General features: G+C 61.2%; 14 protein-coding genes. 12 read left to right on the forward strand and 2 right to left on the reverse strand.

Annotated elements, in window-relative coordinates; all coding sequences use genetic code 11:
* Nucleotide 1 precedes the first annotated feature (1 nt).
* On the reverse strand, nucleotides 2-1,870 hold the full coding sequence (tssI, locus tag QJT82_RS10825) for a type VI secretion system tip protein TssI/VgrG (protein ID WP_028339368.1): 1,869 nt from the start codon (nucleotides 1,868-1,870) through the stop codon (nucleotides 2-4).
* A gap of 351 nt (nucleotides 1,871-2,221) precedes the next feature.
* Between tssI and QJT82_RS10830 the strand changes: the two genes are divergently transcribed.
* From QJT82_RS10830 to QJT82_RS10870, 9 genes are all read left to right on the forward strand, one after another.
* Nucleotides 2,222-3,535: a type VI secretion system ImpA family N-terminal domain-containing protein gene (locus QJT82_RS10830; RefSeq protein ID WP_028339369.1), complete on the forward strand. Its 1,314-nt coding sequence runs from the start codon at nucleotides 2,222-2,224 to the stop codon at nucleotides 3,533-3,535.
* A 129-nt stretch (nucleotides 3,536-3,664) separates the two neighbouring features.
* A complete protein-coding gene (gene tssB / locus QJT82_RS10835) occupies nucleotides 3,665-4,192 on the forward strand; it encodes a type VI secretion system contractile sheath small subunit (RefSeq protein ID WP_028339370.1) in 528 nt (175 codons plus the stop codon).
* A gap of 16 nt (nucleotides 4,193-4,208) precedes the next feature.
* Nucleotides 4,209-5,711 (forward strand): type VI secretion system contractile sheath large subunit, encoded by a 1,503-nt coding sequence (gene tssC, locus QJT82_RS10840; RefSeq protein WP_028339371.1) that lies wholly within the window; start codon nucleotides 4,209-4,211, stop codon nucleotides 5,709-5,711.
* A gap of 52 nt (nucleotides 5,712-5,763) precedes the next feature.
* Nucleotides 5,764-6,249 carry a type VI secretion system tube protein Hcp gene (locus QJT82_RS10845; protein ID WP_028339372.1) on the forward strand — a complete coding sequence of 162 codons (486 nt, stop codon included), beginning with the start codon at nucleotides 5,764-5,766 and terminating at the stop codon, nucleotides 6,247-6,249.
* A 68-nt stretch (nucleotides 6,250-6,317) separates the two neighbouring features.
* A complete protein-coding gene (gene tssE, locus QJT82_RS10850; RefSeq protein ID WP_028339373.1) occupies nucleotides 6,318-6,866 on the forward strand; it encodes a type VI secretion system baseplate subunit TssE in 549 nt (182 codons plus the stop codon).
* 1 nt (nucleotide 6,867) lies between these two features.
* Nucleotides 6,868-8,835 carry a type VI secretion system baseplate subunit TssF gene (gene tssF, locus QJT82_RS10855; protein WP_028339374.1) on the forward strand — a complete coding sequence of 656 codons (1,968 nt, stop codon included), beginning with the start codon at nucleotides 6,868-6,870 and terminating at the stop codon, nucleotides 8,833-8,835.
* A complete protein-coding gene (tssG, locus tag QJT82_RS10860) occupies nucleotides 8,799-9,863 on the forward strand; it encodes a type VI secretion system baseplate subunit TssG (RefSeq protein WP_028339375.1) in 1,065 nt (354 codons plus the stop codon). The genes tssF and tssG overlap by 37 nt, the downstream gene beginning before the upstream one ends.
* A gap of 98 nt (nucleotides 9,864-9,961) precedes the next feature.
* A complete protein-coding gene (gene tssH / locus QJT82_RS10865; RefSeq protein WP_028339376.1) occupies nucleotides 9,962-12,598 on the forward strand; it encodes a type VI secretion system ATPase TssH in 2,637 nt (878 codons plus the stop codon).
* Nucleotides 12,599-12,603: 5 nt separating this feature from the next.
* Nucleotides 12,604-14,190 carry a class I SAM-dependent methyltransferase gene (locus QJT82_RS10870; RefSeq protein WP_035631076.1) on the forward strand — a complete coding sequence of 529 codons (1,587 nt, stop codon included), beginning with the start codon at nucleotides 12,604-12,606 and terminating at the stop codon, nucleotides 14,188-14,190.
* A gap of 89 nt (nucleotides 14,191-14,279) precedes the next feature.
* Here the strand turns inward: QJT82_RS10870 and QJT82_RS10875 are convergent, their stop codons facing one another.
* Nucleotides 14,280-14,909 carry a hypothetical protein gene (locus QJT82_RS10875; RefSeq protein WP_028339378.1) on the reverse strand — a complete coding sequence of 210 codons (630 nt, stop codon included), beginning with the start codon at nucleotides 14,907-14,909 and terminating at the stop codon, nucleotides 14,280-14,282.
* Between the two features lie 129 nt (nucleotides 14,910-15,038).
* On the opposite strand from QJT82_RS10875, the gene QJT82_RS10880 reads away from it, so the two are divergent.
* The 3 genes from QJT82_RS10880 (at nucleotide 15,039) to QJT82_RS10890 (ending at nucleotide 17,819) form a co-directional block, all read left to right on the forward strand.
* On the forward strand, nucleotides 15,039-15,917 hold the full coding sequence (locus QJT82_RS10880; RefSeq protein ID WP_028339379.1) for a hypothetical protein: 879 nt from the start codon (nucleotides 15,039-15,041) through the stop codon (nucleotides 15,915-15,917).
* Between the two features lie 285 nt (nucleotides 15,918-16,202).
* Nucleotides 16,203-16,409 (forward strand): hypothetical protein, encoded by a 207-nt coding sequence (locus QJT82_RS10885; protein ID WP_028339381.1) that lies wholly within the window; start codon nucleotides 16,203-16,205, stop codon nucleotides 16,407-16,409.
* Nucleotides 16,410-16,436: 27 nt separating this feature from the next.
* Nucleotides 16,437-17,819 carry a hypothetical protein gene (locus QJT82_RS10890; RefSeq protein ID WP_028339382.1) on the forward strand — a complete coding sequence of 461 codons (1,383 nt, stop codon included), beginning with the start codon at nucleotides 16,437-16,439 and terminating at the stop codon, nucleotides 17,817-17,819.
* Nucleotides 17,820-17,895 lie beyond the last annotated feature (76 nt).

Consider the following 17,895-nt stretch of genomic DNA (forward strand, 5'->3'; position numbering starts at 1 on the left):
GTCAGCCGACAATGGTTGGCGTGCCGTGTGCAACCAGCGGGCCGCCGGCCGCGAGCGCCATGGCGGCCTGCGCGGTCATGGTGATGGTCGGCGCGTTGATGACGATGCCGGCCGGAGACAGGATGATCTGGCTTGGACCAACCTGCAGGGTGATATTGACGTTGGCCGTGAGGGTGATGCTCAGGCCCGCATCGACGGACTGATCCAGCGCCAGCTTGATGTGCTGACCGCCCAATTGGATATCAAGCTTGTCGTTGCCGTTCTTGAGCGTGGTCTTGCGGGTATCGCCGCCGAACGCCGCCTCGCCGATGGTCCTGGTCTCGGTGTCGCGGACCGTGACGTCGTAGTCCTTCTCGGCGTGCACGGTGATCTTCTCGGACCCCTTCTTATCCTCGAAGTTCCATTCGTTGTAACCGCCGCCTCCCTTGGTCGAGTCGGACTTCAGACCCGCAATCGTCTTCTTGGACGGCAGGTCGTAAGGCAACTTGTATTCATCGTTGTAGACGGTCCCTATCACCAATGGCCGGTCGGGATCCCCTTCCAGGAATTCCACGACCACCTCCTGCCCGACGCGCGGGATGATCTGACCGCCCCAGCGCTTGCCGGACCAGACTTGCGCCACGCGCAATCGGCACGAGCGCTTCTTCTTCCGATCCCAGAAAAAGCGAACATAGATTTCGCCCAGCGACTCGACGTCGATTTCCTCGCTCGAATTGTCGTCCTTGGTCACCACCTTGGCTGTCTGAATGCCGTTGATCCTCGGCTTCGGCGTCGTCATGGGAGATCGAAACGGCCGATCGCTTGGCAGAAATTCGTAGCTGCCAAAGTAAACGTGCTGTCCGGCGTCGCCGGGGCCGCCAGTGCGATAGGATTCGATGGAAAACGAATGAGCGGCTCGCACCACGAGATATTCGACGTTCTGCGAGTCTTTCGAGTGCTTCTCGAGCTTGGTTAGTCCGCCGGGAAACAGATTAACGGCGTCGCCGTTGCCGCGGCGGCGCCGATCCATCGCCTGCTCGGCCTGAAGCTGGATCTTCGCGTATCGCTCGCCGTCGGACTTCTCCTTGAACTTGCCCGGGTAGTCGTAGAACTCCATCTCGGACCGTGTGTAGTGCTCGGAGCCCTTGGCGTCGCTGATCATCTGCGCGTTGGGCCTCTGGTAGTTGTAATCGTTGAGCTCGATCTTCCCGGTGCGGAACCGACGCTCGGAGGCCCATTCATAAATGTGCTGCTCGCCGCGACGGTCGGAGCCGGTGAGCGGGATGTAGGGGATCTTGGCGAGACCGTTGATGGGGCTATGCGAGGACTTGGAGTCAGCCAGCACCAGCGTATGCTTGCCGCCTTCATGCTTGAAGAAGTAGTAGATCCCGTGCTGCTCCATCAACCGGCACACGAAATCCAGATCGGTCTCGCGATATTGAACGCAGTATTCGAGCTTTGGACATGAGCCCTCTTCGGTAAGCTTGGACTCATAGTCCGTGAAACCGCGCTCGTTGAAGACCTCCTTGATGATGTCGGGCGCCTTCTTGTCCTGAAAGATCCGGCAATCGGTGGTCCGCGACAGCAGCCACAACCAGGGCTTCAGCACGATCCGGTAACTGAAATAGTCGTTCTTCACCCCCAGCCACTGGGCTTCCGTGAGAATGCCGCTGAACTCGCGTTCCTTCTCGTGCAATTTGATGGTGAGAGTGCACTGCTTGCCAATGGCCCGATCAAAGTCGAGATCGGCCTCCTCGCTGAGACACTCGATGCGATATTCGAACAGTTCACTCAGACCTTCGGCGGCCTCGAACCGGGCAAAAACCAGAACGTCCTTGCCAAGGGGGGTCTTGAGCTCGCAGAGGCGGGTATCCTGGGTAAGCTGGCCCATGTGGGCGTTAAACTCCCTCGTTGACCGCACCAGCTGCGCAACCGGCGCATCGGGCGGTCAAGCACGAACAACCGAAATCCGAGCCGGCCATCGGTGCGATGGCCGACAAGTCCGCCCGGCGTCGCCCTCACCTGACGCGGCAAAGCACCCGCCCGAGGAAACCGCTGCGGCACTCATGTAGTCGGTTCCAAGCGCTTGCTGGTTCACGGGAAACCGCCATCATGCCGGGAATGAACCGAGGCCGGCGTTGATCTGACCTAACAGTCAATCGGATCATGATCCCCCGCGTGATCCGCCAGATGTCACGGACCTGGTGGAGGGACCAGGGCCCCGCAGACGGATCCTCTTTGCATGCTCGACGTCGTATCCCTGACCCAGCCCATCGACCCGGACAATCCCTGCGGGCCTGACCTCGATGCGGCCGGCGACGTCCAGTACCTGAATTTCTTCGCAGCTGCGGAATCGCTGCTGCCGATGTCGTATTTCGAGGTCGTCAATGCGAACGGAGAGCGCGGACGGTTCGACCCGAAGGCCATCGATATTGCCGGCCAGTTCGCCGCTGCGCAGCCCCTGTTGGCTCGCACCCGCGATCTGCGCCTGACCATGCTGCTCGCCAAGTTTTCCATCCTGAACCGCGATCTCGATGGCTTCCTCGACTGCCTGAAGGCAACCACCCTGCTGCTCCGCGAACAATGGGAAGCGGTTCACCCAAGGGGCGAAGACGGCGACTATGCTTTTCGGGCCGTCACCATCGAGGCGATCGACGTGTTTCCGACGGTGATCAACCCGCTCCAATTCCTCCCCCTGATCGAAAATCGAAGGCACGGCAGCCTCAACTACCGTGCCTATCAGATTGCCAAGGGCGAAATTCCCGCCGCCGATGCCGATGTCGACATGCCAGATCTCGGAACCATCGAGCGCATCGTCGGCGAGACCGATCTCGACACCCTCAAGGCGGTGAGCGCCCGCTGTTCCGCGGTCGCTGCCGAGATCGCCGGCATCAAATCGGTTTGGCACGAAAAGTTGAACTCGGGGCAGCCCATCAGTCTCGACAGGCTGGCGGGTGTCGCGAATGGCATGGCCAGCTGGCTCGCGACTCTGGTCACCGCACGCGATCCGGCTGCAACTGCCCCATCCCCGGACGCGTCTACTCAAGACGGCCCGCAGCTTCCGATTGAAATCGCCGGCGCGGTGACGTCACCCGGACAGGCATCCGCGGCGCTGGCGGCGGCTGCCGACTACTTCGCTCGGAAGGAACCGTCGAGCCCGGCGCTGTTGCTGGTGCGGCAGGCGCAGGACATGGTTGGCAAATCGTTTATCGAAGTGATGCGGATGCTGATGCCGGCCCACGTGGAGACCGCCGCCATCAATATCGGTCGCGACAAGGTCTTCGACCTGCCGATCGAACGCATGGCGGAATTCGCCACCTCGCTCCCATCCGCGGCCGAAAACGAGGCTCAAGATGCTGTTTTTGCGGCAGAAAACAGAGCGCAGGCGTTGGACTTGCTGAGCAAGGTCGCGTCTTTCTTCCGGGCCGCAGAGCCGTCCAGCCCGATCCCGTTCCTGGTCGATCGCGCACGCGAACTCGCACAGCGAGACTTCCTCAGCCTGCTGAACGAAGTGCTGCCCGAGGGCGCTCTGAAGGCGATCGATAAATCGAATTGAACCCGCCTTCCGTTCGACGGGACTAACTGAACGGAAGGAAGCTCCGCCGACGAAAGACCGAGGCACTTCCCCTGCCTGCGTCGCGCAAGTCGGCTTCCGCAGAGATTTTTTTGTGAAGAGGGCAACCCAATGGCAACCGACAGCGGTCAAAAATTCATTCGCCGAAACCGCGCACCGCGCGTGCACATCACTTACGAAGATCCCTACGACGCCGAGCGGCTGATCGAGCTGCCGTTCGTCATGGGCGTCCTATCCGATCTTTCCGGCAACAACCCCGGCGTCGAAAAGACGAAGGTCGAGGAGCGCAAGTTCCTTGAGTTCGACATGGACAATTTCGACAACCGCATGGCGGCGATCCAGCCCGGCGTGACGGCGCGCGTCGCCAATCGTCTCAGCGACGGGTCTGACGAAAAGATCTCCGTCAACCTGCGCTTCAACAAGATCTCCGACTTCACGCCGGTGGCGGTGGCCCGCCAGGTGCCGGCGACGGCCAAGCTGCTCGAAGCGCGCGAACAGCTCGCCAACCTGCTGCGCTACATGGATGGCAAGGTGGGCGCCGAGGACCAGCTGAAGAAGCTCCTCGCCGATCCTCAACTGATGGCCGCACTGCGCGAGCGCGCGACCAGCCAGTCCACCGACGCCGACACCAACAGCTAAGGAAGGAATGGGGACCATGGCAAAAGAAGCAATCCATAAAGAGACCACCACCAAGGTCGGGACCGTCGAGGCTGACGAGTTTGCCGCCCTGCTGAAGCAAAGCTTCAAGCCGCGCACCGAACGTGCGGCAACCGAAGTCGAGAACGCGGTGTCCACGCTCGTTCAAGAAGCGTTGAAGGATACGAGCGTCATCAAGTTGGATGTGCTCGACACCATCGAGGAGATGATCGCGCGGATCGATCAGAAGCTGACCGCGCAGATGAACGAGATCCTGCACACGCCCGAATTCCAGGCGATCGAGAGTGCCTGGCGCGGCCTCCACTACCTCGTCTTCAACTCCGAGACCGACGCCAACCTCAAGATCCGGGTGATGAACGTCTCCAAGAACGAGCTGTATCGGAACCTGCGGCTTTATCCCGATGCGCGCTGGGACCAGAGCCCGCTCTTCAAGCAGATCTACGAGTACGAATTCGGCCAGCTCGGCGGCGAGCCGTTCGGCTGCCTGATCGGCGACTATTATTTCAGCCACCTTCCCACCGACGTGCAGTTGCTCCGCGATCTCAGCAAGATCGCCGGCGCCGCCCACGCCCCCTTCTTCAGCGGCGCCGAGCCTACGCTGATGGGAATGGACTCGTGGACCGAACTGTCCAACCCTCGCGACATCGGCAAGGTGTTCGACACGCCGGAATACGCCGCATGGAAAGGACTGCGCGATCAGGACGACTCGCGCTATCTCGGCCTGTGCATGCCGCGCGCACTGGGCCGCCTCCCCTACGGCGCCAAGTCGGAGCCGGTGGAAGAGTTCGCCTTCGAAGAGGAGACGGACGGGCACACCGGTGACAAATACGGCTGGATCAACGCTGCCTATGCGATGGCAGTCAACATCAACCGCGCCTTCAAGGAGTTCGGCTGGTGCACGCGCATCCGCGGCGTCCAGTCCGGCGGCGAGGTCATCAACCTGCCGACGCATACGTTCCCGACCGACGACGGTGGCGTCGACCTGAAATGCCCCACCGAGATCGCCATCAGCGATCGTCGCGAGCACGAGCTTGCAAAGGCGGGACTCATCCCGCTGATCCATCGCAAGAACACCGACAAGGCCGCCTTCATCGGCGCCCAGTCGCTCTATAAGCCGAAGAAGTATTTCGGCGACAAGGGCGTGGATGCAACCGCGTCCGACAACCTGTCGTCACGTCTGCCCTACATGTTCGCAGTATCCCGCTTTGCGCATTATCTGAAGTGCATGGTTCGCGACAAGATCGGATCCATGAAGGAAAAGGATGAGCTGACGGTCTGGCTGCAGACCTGGATCAACGAATACGTTGATGCCAATCCGGCCTTGTCGTCAGAAGCTCAGAAAGCGCGCAAGCCGCTGGCCGCTGCGAAGGTTGAGGTCATAGCAAACGAGGAGAACCCGGGATATTACAACGCGCGCTTCTTTCTCCGTCCACACTTTCAATTGGAAGCGATGGACGTCGGTCTCAGTCTCGTTTCGCGCCTGCCAGGCCCGAGCTCCTGACGCCGCGTTATCGCAATCGTCTATCATCAGAGAATTTTGAAAGGGCTATGCTATGGCTGTCGACATCTTTCTGAAACTCGATCCGATCAAGGGCGAGTCGCTCGACGACAAACACAAGGAGGAAATCGACATTTTGAGCTGGTCGTTTGGCGAGAGCCAAAGCGGCACGTTCCACAGCGGATCAGGCGGCGGCGCCGGCAAGGTCGCCGTTCAAGACCTCCACTTCACGCACTTCGTGGACAAAGCGACACCCGAGCTGTTCAAGGTCTGCGCGAATGGAAAGCACATCGACAGCGCCATCCTCACGGTACGCAAGGCCGGTGAACATCCGCTCGAATATCTCAAGATCGAGATGAAGCACGTTCTGGTTTCCAGCGTCTCGACGGGCGGATCGCACGGCGAGGATCGCCTCACCGAAAACGTCAGCCTGAACTTCCAGAAGGTCAAAATGACCTACAAGACCCAGACGGAAAAAGGCGGCGCCGGCGCGTCTCCGGTGTTCGGATGGGACGTTGCGGCCAACAAGGAATGGGCCTGATTGCAAGCTTCCTGCCCGGCGCCGGTTGCCAATAGCGGCAATCGGCGCCAGCTGTACGGGGACCGTCAATGACCGTTACGCCAAGGAAGGACCGGCTCTCTCCGCCATTGATGCTGGCCTTTCGTGCGGCTCATGACGCGCGCGATGCGCGCAAACCACTCGAACTGCGGGATCAGTTCGGCGAGCGAGTCATAGCGGGACGGCGCAGCGCGGGTCGGTTCCCGATCTCGGAGACGCTGCTGAGGCGCGAGGTTTCGCAGGACGTCGAAACACTCCTCAACACCATTGCCCTCGAATCGACGCTTGACCTGACGGGTCGCGGCTGCGTCCGCACCTCGATCTTGAACTATGGTTTCCCCGATATCGCAAACCGTTCGATCGACGAAGTCACCGACGAGGAGCTCAGCGATGCCCTGCGCATGTCGCTTACGACCTACGAGCCGAGACTCGATCGCAAGTCCATCCGGGTGCGGCGCGACACCTCCGTGGGCGCCGAGCAGCTCAAGCTGCGCTTCGTCGTGCATTCCGACCTGAAATGCGAACCGCTCAACGTGCCCGTGGAATTCGTCGCAGACGTCGACCTCGACAGCGGCGATATACAGATCAATCGATTATAGAATGAACCGCGAGTTCCTCGACTTTTACAATCGTGAACTGTCGCTGCTGTACGAGCATGCGGAGGGTTTTGCCGAGGAATATCCCGGTATCGCCGAGCGCCTCGGCGGTCTGGTCCGCGACCGCTCGGATCCGATGATCTCAGGCCTGCTGGAGGGCGCTGCATTTCTCGCCGCCCGTGTTCAGCTCAAGCTCAAGCACGAGTTTCCGGAATTCACGGCGAACCTGCTTGAGCAGTTGGTTCCGAACTATCTCGCGCCAACTCCGTCCGCCATGCTGGTCAAGGTTCAGCCGACCTACGCAGATCCGGCATTGCGCGACGGCAAGAAGATTGCGCGGGGCGCCTATTTCGACGCGAGCTATCGCGAAAGGGAACGGAGCCTCGCCTGCCGGTTCCGGCTTTGCCGCGATATCGTGCTTTGGCCGTTTGGCGTCACCGGCGCCGAATATTTTGCGACCGCGGGCGCGTTGCAGGCGCTCGGGATTCCAGTTGGCGGAGAAGTCATCGCCGGGCTCAGGCTCTCCTTGACGCACCGCACCGCCGCGCGGCTCGACGAGGAGCCGGCGGACGCGGAGACTCGCAGCAAGCCGGACACCTGGTTCGCCGGCTGCCGCACCAGCGAACTGCCCATCTACCTGACTGGCGCCGAGTCGGATGCCATCGCACTTTACGAACAACTGACCTCGAACTGCGTCGGACTCTATTTTCGCTATCTCGACGATTTCGGCGATCCGGTCGTCATCCGGGCTCCGAACGACTGTATTCAGCAAGTCGGATTCAGCGAGGACGAATCCCTGTTTCCGAACGACAACCGGGTCTTTCGCGGCTCGGAGTTGTTGCGGGAATATTTCGTGTTTCCGCGCAAGTTCCTTGGCGTCAATCTGACGCAACTTCGCGCTGTGATGCCGCGGTTACGCAGCAAGTCCATCGATATCGTCTTCGCATTCGATGAGCACAACTCGCGGCTCACCGCCTCGGTCCGGGCGGATACTTTCAGTCTCTACACCGCCCCGGCGATCAACCTGTTCGAGAAGACCAGCGATCGCATCCCGATCAAGTCGAATACCTACGAATACCACGTGGTACCAGACCGAAGTCGCTATCTCGAATACGAGCCGCACCAGGTGCTGGAGGTTTATGCGCACTTTCCGGCGGAAAAGGACAAGCGCCGCGTGCGTCCGCTGTACTCCGCCGCCGTCGACAGGACAGCCGGATCGGTCGAGGGACTTTACTTTACGGTTCGTCGGCTGCCGCGGCGCCGCACCGTCGAAGAGAAGACCTACGGCGCGGCCTCCGACTACACCGGGACGGACATGTTTCTTTCGCTGCTCGAGCCCGGCGACCCGAGCGGCGGCGGATCCGCTGCCGAACTGAGCGTTCGGGCGCTGTGCTCCAACCGGCATCTCACGGAACACCTGCCGGTCGGCCAGGGCGGAGCCGACTTTCGCCTGCTGGACGACACCTCGCTCGAGCTGATGTGCATCGCCGGCCCCACCCGACCACGCGAGCCGGTGGTGGCGCAGTTGCGCAGCCGCAGCGAAATCGCCAATAGCGGCGTCGTCAGCTGGCGCCTGATCAACATGCTGAGTCTGAACTATCTCGGCCTCGTGGAACGCAGCGGCGGCAAGAACGCCGGGTCGTTGCGCGAGATGCTGTCCTTGTTCGCCGATCAGTTCGACGACGCGACCGAGCGAAAGATTCGTGGCGTGCGCAGCGTCGAGAGCAGGCCCGTGGTGCGGCGGGTGCGTGAGCGTACCGGCAGTGGCGCAGCGCGCGGCCTGGAGATCACGGTCACGCTCGACGAGAAGGCATTCGAGGGCAGCGGCGTGTTCCTGCTCGGGGCGGTGCTGGAACGCTTCTTCGCCGACTATTCGGGCTTCAACACCTTCACCCAGACCGTCATCTCGACCCCGGAGCGTGGCGAGATCATGCGTTGGCCTGCCCGCATGGGCACCCGGAGGCCGCTGTGACGCTGATCGACCAGATGAAGGCCGAGCCCTGGCGGTTCGATTTCTTTCAGACGCTCCGCCAGCTCGAGCGATGCAATCCGGATCGGCCGCGGATCGGCGACAGTGCAGCGCGTCGCGAGGAGTTTGTCGACCTCGGTCAAACCCCCTATCTGGAATTTCCCGCTTCCAATCTGAGCTCGGTCGACGATCGCGATGGCAGGCTTAAAATTCTGGTCAAATTCCTCGGCCTGCTCGGACCGCAGGGCGCGCTGCCGCTGGCCACCACCGATGAGAGCGTCGGCTGGCAGCTGATGCGGGATGACGCTTTCCCTCGTTTTCTCGACCTGCTGAACGGACGCTTCCTGCAATTGTTCTTTCGAGCCTGGGCAGACGCACGGCCGATCGCCCAGCACGATCGCCCATCCGACGACCGATTCATCGCTTATGTCGGCTCCTTCGCCGGCCTCGGCTCCGAAATTTTTGCCAATCGGGATACCGTGCCTGACATGGCGAAGCTGAGCTTCGCCGGACTGGTTTCACCCAGAGCGAAGTCCGCATCACGACTGGCGCGGCTCCTGCAAGGGCTGTTCGATGTCAGGGCCGAGATCGACGAGTTCGTTGGCACCTGGCTCCCGTTCGACCCAAGCCATTGCAGCCGGCTCGGCGGGACGCACGCCAAGCTCGGTCACGACGCGCTCCTGGGCTCGCGCGTGTTCAGCGTCGAAGACAAGATCAGGGTTCGCGTGTTCGTGAAGGATTTTGCTCAGTACGAGCAGTTCCTGCCCACCGAAGCGCCGAACCTGTCCGAGCCCCTGGCTGACGCCGTCTACTTCTATATCGGCGACGAACTCGAGTGGGAGGTGGAACTCGCCATTCCGGCGGGAGCAGTCGTCCCGATGAAGCTGGGGCAGAGCGGACGCCTTGGATGGACCAGCTGGGTTTCGCCGAACTGGGCCTCGACCGAGGAGTACCGGCGCGATGCACGCTTTCACCTTGCCGAGCGTCTGAGAGCCCGACGGAGCGCTGCGACAGGTACGCCGCCGGTTTGAACCTAAGCATCGCTCGGATTGTCCTAACATCATGGGAATTCGAGCCGATTTCCGCGACGACCCCGGCATCGTCCAGGGATTGAGCAGGAGGCGCCATCGTGACCGACATCAGCCTTGAGGCCGTGACCGGCAAACTGAACCGGGCCGGCTACGACGCCTTCATCCAGGCCCTGCGCCACGCCAAGAGCGCCAGCAACCGTAACGTGGAGCTTGCGCACTGGCTGTTTCACATCCTGCAACAGGAGCGGACCGACCTCAGCCTGTCGGTGGATCACTACAAGCTCGACCGCGCGCGGCTGTTGTCGGACCTCGCGGGCGTTATCAACGGTTTTCGCAAGAACGAAACCGACATGCCGGGCGTCGCCAATTCGGTGATCGATATTCTCGACCGTGGCTGGCACTATGCCACGCTGTTCTTCGGCGAGACTCAGATCCGCTCCGGACATCTCCTGGTCGCCGGATTGAAATCGAACGAGATCCGTCGTGCGCTCAACAACATCTCGCAGGAATTCGCCAAGATAAATGTCGACGCATTGGCTGCGGAGCACCGCGCCATCTGGGCAGGCTCCGAGGAGGAGACCATGCGTCCGATGGACGGCTCCGGATTGGCCGGTGCCGGCACCGATGGTGCGGACCGGGCGAATGCCAAGGGGACAACACCGCTCGACCGGTTCTCCCAGGATCTCACCGCCAAGGCCAGATCGGGCCAGATGGACCCGATTCTCGGTCGGGACGACGAAATCCGCCAATTGATCGACGTGCTGATGCGCCGGCGGCAAAACAATCCGATCCTCACCGGCGAAGCCGGCGTCGGCAAGACCGCCGTGGTCGAGGGATTTGCCCAGCGTATTGCCGCAGGCGAGGTCCCGCCGCCACTGCGCAACGTCAGGCTCTGCGCACTGGATATCGGCCTGATGCAGGCCGGCGCCTCGATGAAGGGCGAATTCGAGCAGCGCCTGCGCTCGGTGATCGACGAGGTACAGAACTCGCCTACCCCGATTATCCTGTTCATCGACGAGGCTCACACGCTGATCGGAGCAGGTGGCGCAGCCGGCACCGGCGACGCAGCCAATCTCCTCAAGCCTCCCCTCGCCCGCGGCACGCTGCGGACCATCGCCGCCACCACCTGGGCAGAATATCGCCAATACATCGAAAAGGATCCGGCCCTCACACGACGCTTCCAGCCGATCCAGGTCGATGAGCCGGATGTTGAGACCTGCTGCATCATGCTACGCGGTCTCCTCGGCCCGATGGAGAAGCACCACGGCGTTCGCATTTCGGACGCTGCGATCGTGACCGCGGTCAACCTGTCGCATCGCTACATTCCGTCGCGGCAGCTGCCGGACAAGGCGGTCAGCCTGCTGGACACGGCTTCGGCCCGAGTAGCCATCAGTCAAAGCGCGACGCCGGCCCTGATCGAGGACGCTCGCGTCGCCATAGCGGCCCGCGAGGCCGAGCGATCGGCGCTGGTCAGCGACGGCGATCTCGGGGACGAGAACAGCGAGCGCATCACCGCGATCGACGGCGACATAGCGGCGCTGAAGGACAAGCTGACCGGCCTGGAGGCCGACTGGGCCAAGGAACAGGAGCTCGTCAAGGACATCCGCAGCATTCGCGAAATTCTCTCCGAGAACGGCGAGGAAGATCGAGCCACCAAACGCGTCGAGTTGCGCGGCAAGTTCGAGACACTGGAGGGTATCAATCCGGAAAAGCGGATGATCTATGCCCATGTCGACCAACAGTCGGTGGCCTCTGTCGTGTCCGACTGGACCGGCATTCCGACCGGCAGAATGATGCGCGACGAAATCGAAACCGTTCTGAAGCTGCCCGAGATTCTCAATCGCCGCGTTGTCGGCCAGTCCCACGGGCTGACGATGATTGCCAAGAGAATCGAGACCAGCCGCGCCAAGTTGGACAACCCGTCCAAGCCGATTGGCGTTTTCATGCTGGCCGGACCGTCCGGCGTGGGCAAGACAGAAACCGCCCTCGCGCTTGCCGAAACCCTTTATGGCGGCGAGCAGAACATGATCGCGATCAACATGTCGGAATTCCAGGAGGCCCATACGGTCTCGACCTTGAAGGGCGCACCTCCGGGTTACGTCGGCTACGGCGAAGGCGGCCGGCTCACCGAAGCGGTTCGGCGCAAGCCCTACAGCGTTATCCTGCTCGACGAGGTGGAGAAGGCCCATCCCGACGTCCACGAGATCTTCTTTCAGGTGTTCGACAAGGGAGTCATGGAAGACGGCAACGGTCGGCGAATCGATTTCAAGAACACGCTGATCATTCTGACCACAAACGTCGGCACCGATCTCATCATGAGCCTGGCGCGCGATCCCAAGTATCGCAACGAGCCGGAAGAACTCGCCAGGCTGCTGCGGCCGGAATTGCTGAAGGTGTTCCCCGCCGCGTTGCTTGGGCGCATCGTCTCGATCCCCTACTTTCCGCTTTCGGACGAGATGCTTGCCGGCATCGTCAGATTGCAGCTCGACCGGATCGCACAGCGCCTCCGCGATAACCACAAGGCTGCCTTCGGCTACGACGATGCAGTCGTCGAGCACATCGTATCCCGTTGCAACGATCCGGACTCCGGCGGGCGGATGATCGATAACATCATCACCAACACGCTGCTGCCCGAGCTGTCGCGCGAATTCCTGAGCAAGTCTCTCGCCAAGGAGGAGGTCAAGCAGACGCGCGTCTCGATCGTGAACGACAAGTTTGCATATTCGTGGAACTGACTGCGATGAACATCCAGACCGAACACCGCCAGCCGACCACCGGCACCACAGCATACGACGAGGTGTATTATCCCGGGCATGTCTACGGGCTCACGCACCCGAACCATCTGGCAACGATCGCTTCGGTCTATGGCATGCAGCCGGCTCCGGTCGAGCGCTGCCGGGTCCTGGAACTTGGCTGCGGCGTTGGCGGCAATTTGTTGCCGATGGCTTTTCAATATCCAGACAGCGAGTTCATCGGTATCGACCTGAGTGGCGTGACGATCGAACGCGGGCAGCGAAACATCGCCGCATTGGGCTTGAGCAACATCAGGCTTCTGCATTGCGACATCATGGATGTCGACGCTGCCTTCGGACAGTTCGACTACATCATCGCCCATGGCGTGTATTCATGGGTACCACCGATCGTGCGCGAGAAGATGATGTCCATCTTCAAGCGGAATTTGGCGCCACAGGGGCTCTGCTACGTCAGCTATAACGCGCACCCGTTCTCGCATCTTCGCGACATGGTCCGCGACATGATGCGCTACCACACCCGGCGCTTCACCGGAATGAAGGAGAAAGTGGGACAAGCTCGCGCCATCGTGAAATTTCTCAGCGAAGGATCGAAGTCCAACTCGGTGCACGGTACAGTCATGCGCGATCAGTGCACCCGCGTGCTCAACGCTCCGGACGAGTTGCTTTTTCACGACGACCTCGATCAGGGCGCGACGGCCTTCCTTTTGCACGAAGTCGTCGAAGATGCCGGCCGACATGGCCTGCAATATCTGAGCGACGCCGATTTCTCACGGCGCTATCTTGCCGGCTACACCGAAGAGGTCCGCGCCACGCTGCAGCGCTTTCCCGAAAGCGAGTTCATGGCGCGCGATCAGTACCAGGACTTCATCGACGGCAACGGGTTTCGGCGTACGTTGCTCTGCCACGAGGGCATCTCCCTTGACCGCCAGGTCGATCTCGACTTCATCACCCCGTTCTATCTGCTGAGCACCACCAGCCCACGTCGCCCCCACGCCTGCCTGACTGACGATTCCGAGATGGAATTTGAAAATCAGGACGGCAGTCGGATCACGGTGACCAATCCGCTCCTGAAGGCCGCACATCTTTGTCTCGGCCGGGCCTGGCCGCGCGCACTCTCCTTCACTGAACTGCTCGATGCCGCCCGGACGCTGCTGGAGGGCCGGCAAACCGACGACGACCAACGGATATTGACGGAAGCGCTCTATATCCTGGCCTGCAGCGGCGAGGTCTCCTTTCTGAAATCACGGCCGTTTCTCACGCAGGAAATCACGGACTGCCCGCAGGCCAGCCTGCTCGCCCGCAGACAAGCGCAGTGCGGCCCGCTGGTCACCAATCTGCTTCACCAGACCGTGCAGTTGGAGGACGACAGGACGCGCCATTTCCTGCAGTTGCTCGACGGCTCCCGGACGATCGAGCAGATCACGGCCGAAATGACGGAAACCTTCGGACCGACCGTCCGGGTCAAGCAAATGGATGATGCCGGGCAGCCCGCCGAGCCGTTGCTGCTGTCAACCCGACAAAGCGTTGACCGTTCGCTGGCGACGGTCGGCAAACTGGGCTTGCTGGTTGCCTGAGGCTTTCGACGGCGTCGACCTCGGTAAGGAAGTGGCGGCAGGGAGCCGGGCCGGCAGCCAGTTTGTGGGAGCGGACGCCCCGCGTCCCGTCAGCCGTCGTGGGTGTATTGTTGGCCGAGCAGCCATCCGGTGAGAATGCCGCCAGGTCCGCTGGCATAGACCGCACTAAGGCCGACACCGGCGCGCAGCATCCGCCATTCATGCTCGCCGACCCAGGGAATGCCGGGATCACCCTTTTGGTATTGCGCCAGCAGCGTTCGGGCAACCTCCGCGGCATTGGCGTAGATCGGGCCGTTCGCCCAGCGGGGCCGCGGTAGGCCTGTCATGCGGCAGTAGAGCGCCGTGCAGACATAGGCGGACGCCTCCTCCGCATTGCCGTCAAGGCCGGTCCGCAGCAGATCGTAAGCCGCATGCAAGGCCTCGTGGACGATATAGGCTTCGTCCATTCGCCCCGTCGCCGACACGACCTCCAGCGTATTCGCCGCGACGACCGTACCGTCCGCTCGGGTTCGCGCGACGTCGTTATATTGTGCCGCAACATTTGCCGCGAGGTCGGTCGGAACTCTGACACTGACCTGCCCCAACCGGATCGCGCGAGCGACGTGATGGAACGTTTGCGGTGCAATCGTCACGTGGCTGCCACGGATCGGAAACCGGAAGCGAATACGCGCGACCGCCGGGCCATTGAGTACGTCTAGCACCCTGCTCCGAAGTGACATCGGATCGTCCTTGCTGTTGACACTGCTCCACGAACGGTGGTCGGCGTTTCCGGTTGGGAGGTTCAGTTGAACCCGGCCCCGCCCGGACCAGACAAATCGGAGACTGGCTTTGACCCGGAGGGCGGACCCGTGACGACCACCAACCCGACCACGACCGACACTTACCGGAAGATCGCGGCGCGGCTGACCATGCTCCGGCCGCAGATCGATCTGTCGAAATATTTCGCGGGGCCGAATCCCAATGTCCGCCTTTATGACGAAAAGGCCTATATCCGACGCCAATTGGAGAAGTACGGAGTGGCGGCCGCGACGAGCACGCTCGACGGCGTCACCTTCCTGCCCAAGGACTGGGAAGACCTGATCAAGACGCTGCGCATTGCCAAGACCTCGGACGGATTTGACGCCTTCGCCGAAGGCAAAAGCCCGGAGAAACCGTCGCATTGGGCCCTCGACCTGTCGATGGCAGCCACCATCGGCAAGGGATTCCGGGAGATCTGGCGCCCAAAGCTATCCGACCGGCCGCTCTCTACGCGAGACCTTCCGGGCCGGCACGGCTTCGGGCTGGGGCGCGGTCGAGGGCAATGGAGCGACGACTATAGTGCGCAGTTCGGCAAGGACCCGCAGCCGCAAGACATCACGTCGCTGCATTTCGCGGTAGCGCCCGACCGGGTCAATGTTCATATCGACGAGACGGGCTTCGTGTTCGAGGGCGCGGACGGCGCCCTCACGGTCGGACCGAATTTCGGGCACCACGCCGTCAATGAACTGTTCTGGAAGAGCAATCCTCACCTGCCGCGCTGGGCGATCGATCACATCGACCTGATCCTGCCGAACAGCGCCAATGATTTTTCGCGATTTGGCGTTTCGGTCGACCTGTATCAACGCAAGGACTTGCGCGTCACCGTCACCGGATCCTGCGGCATTTTCGGGGGATTCGAGTGCTCGGGAACGTTAAGCGTCAGTGGGACGCACGATCTGCTTGGCTCCAAGCCGAAGGGCGCGCGCTGACGATCGCATTCCTGGGATCCAGGTAGCGGCTGCCTCATGCCCTTCGATGGATCTCACTGTGGTGAGGCCGATCAGGAGCGGCCGGCCGTTCTGGCCCATTTGCCTTGCAAGCGTGGCGAAGCGCATCGCCGACATCGTCGATGCATCCGTCCAAGTCGTGTGTTCGCGCCAGCGCCAGAGCAAGGTGGAGCTTGTATGGCGATATCGGGAGCCGCTTGAACCGGCGCTTCAGCAAACGCGCGCGCGACCATTCTGCAAGTTGCCGAAGCGTACGAAAACTATGCGGTGGTGATTGGATTTCAGTTCAGCTCTGCCAAGGACCTGAAATGGAAGCGCGAGATGGTCGCCAAGGGCTCCAAGATTCTGCATCAGTATGGATATTATTTCGGAACCGATCCGCAGGCGCTATTCGAGTACGAGTTCATCGACAAGCTTGCCTGGACGCTTCAGCCGACCACCAACGCGATAGTTGAACCCGCAATACGCCACTGAAAACGACCATATTGCTGGTGATTGGTCATGCCGCAATTGAAAGACAAAGTCGGTCGGTTTGCCGCGACGGGTCGCAGCTGCCAGAACTGGAAGCAAGACCAGGAGCTGGTCATCTCGCTGCTCAACAAGACCGCCATTTCCGACGGAGGCGCCGAGACCACGCTCAAACCGCAAATGATCGTGACGGGTCACGCCAGCGACGGCCTCTACAACTCGATCCTGTATTTCCAGCAAAAGAACTTCCCGGGCACGCCGGACGGCTATATTCGGCCCGGCGGACCAACATTCACTCGGCTCGTTGACCTCGCGACAAAGGCAGCCGCCAAGCCTCCTCCTCCCAAGGGTCAATGGGATGGGATCGCGACGCCATCCGTCGATGCCGCACTTCGCAAGGGCCTGCTCGACGATTCCAGGCTGGATTACGCGGAAGTGGTCGATATCATCAGGGCGACCGTCACGGACGGCATGGTCACCGCATTCGAGCTGGACGACCTGACCACCATTGCAAACACCTCCAGAACGCTTTCTCCGACTTCGAAAAAGCTCATCACGCTCTTCGTCGGCGACGAAAAGAAGAAGTGGCTCGGGGTTGGACCGTACGACCTCAACTCGGATCAAAAGAAGCTCGCCGCCGAGATGGTCTGCGATTTTCTCAAGAACACGAGGACCACGTTCTTTCCGAAGCTCGACCCGCACCGCGTCGGGATAGGCATTCTCAGGCGAATTGCGAAGCCGAGCCTCATAGATCAGGATCAGGCGAGCATGTGCGGCCCCTCCGCGCTGATGTTCAGCTACGCATCCGACAAGCCGGGGCAATATGCGCGGTTCGCTATCGACCTGTATCAGAAGGGGCAGGCGAACCTCGGCCGCCTGCTGATCAAGCCGGGAAAGGACGTGAAGAACTACACGCCGCCCTACTCGCTGGATCACGTTGATTGGCTGACATGCGCCTCCATTCGCGATTCCGAAAATTGGTTCCTCGATTTTGACGACACCGGCAGAATAAGCGATGCGGCGGGGATCACTTTGCCGAGCGAAATGGAGCAATGGTTCCGCAAGGCCGGATACCAGGACGTGCGCGAGGAGACCAATCTGAAATTCAGCAAAGGCCTCGACAGCGTCAACGAAGCCAACGCCCTGCTTGCCGGCGGATATCGCGTATGCCTGTTTATAAGCGCCAACATGATCGAATACGACGACCAGTCGGACGAAGGCTCCGTGTTGACGCGGCACTGGGTCGTCTTGCGTGACAGGATACAAGTGTCGAACGGAAACGTGACGACAACGATCTTCACATGGGGCAAGGGAGACTACGCGATCCCGCATCCGGGCAAGGGTGGCGCCCAAAAGCCTCTCTCAATTGGGGACTTCCTTATGAATTATTACGGGTATGTTGCCGCCAAAGCGTGAGTGGAGAACGAGCGCGCTCACCACGCGTTGATGAATCACTTGGCACTCACGATCATGGATCGTCGGAGATCCTGCT

The sequence above is a fragment of the Bradyrhizobium sp. Mp19 genome (genome assembly GCF_029952935.1).
Lineage (GTDB): Bacteria > Pseudomonadota > Alphaproteobacteria > Rhizobiales > Xanthobacteraceae > Bradyrhizobium > Bradyrhizobium elkanii.

Excerpts from the sequence above, each read along its gene's own strand:
- tssF (WP_028339374.1), top strand. The coding sequence starts at position 6,868 with ATGAACCGCGAGTTCCTCGACTTTTACAATCGTGAACTGTCGCTGCTG.
- tssE (WP_028339373.1), top strand. The coding sequence starts at position 6,318 with ATGACCGTTACGCCAAGGAAGGACCGGCTCTCTCCGCCATTGATGCTG.
- QJT82_RS10875 (WP_028339378.1), bottom strand. The coding sequence starts at position 14,909 with ATGTCACTTCGGAGCAGGGTGCTAGACGTACTCAATGGCCCGGCGGTC.
- QJT82_RS10845 (WP_028339372.1), top strand. The coding sequence starts at position 5,764 with ATGGCTGTCGACATCTTTCTGAAACTCGATCCGATCAAGGGCGAGTCG.
- tssB (WP_028339370.1), top strand. The coding sequence starts at position 3,665 with ATGGCAACCGACAGCGGTCAAAAATTCATTCGCCGAAACCGCGCACCG.
- QJT82_RS10830 (WP_028339369.1), top strand. The coding sequence starts at position 2,222 with ATGCTCGACGTCGTATCCCTGACCCAGCCCATCGACCCGGACAATCCC.
- tssI (WP_028339368.1), bottom strand. The coding sequence starts at position 1,870 with ATGGGCCAGCTTACCCAGGATACCCGCCTCTGCGAGCTCAAGACCCCC.
- tssC (WP_028339371.1), top strand. The coding sequence starts at position 4,209 with ATGGCAAAAGAAGCAATCCATAAAGAGACCACCACCAAGGTCGGGACC.
- QJT82_RS10870 (WP_035631076.1), top strand. The coding sequence starts at position 12,604 with ATGAACATCCAGACCGAACACCGCCAGCCGACCACCGGCACCACAGCA.
- QJT82_RS10890 (WP_028339382.1), top strand. The coding sequence starts at position 16,437 with ATGCCGCAATTGAAAGACAAAGTCGGTCGGTTTGCCGCGACGGGTCGC.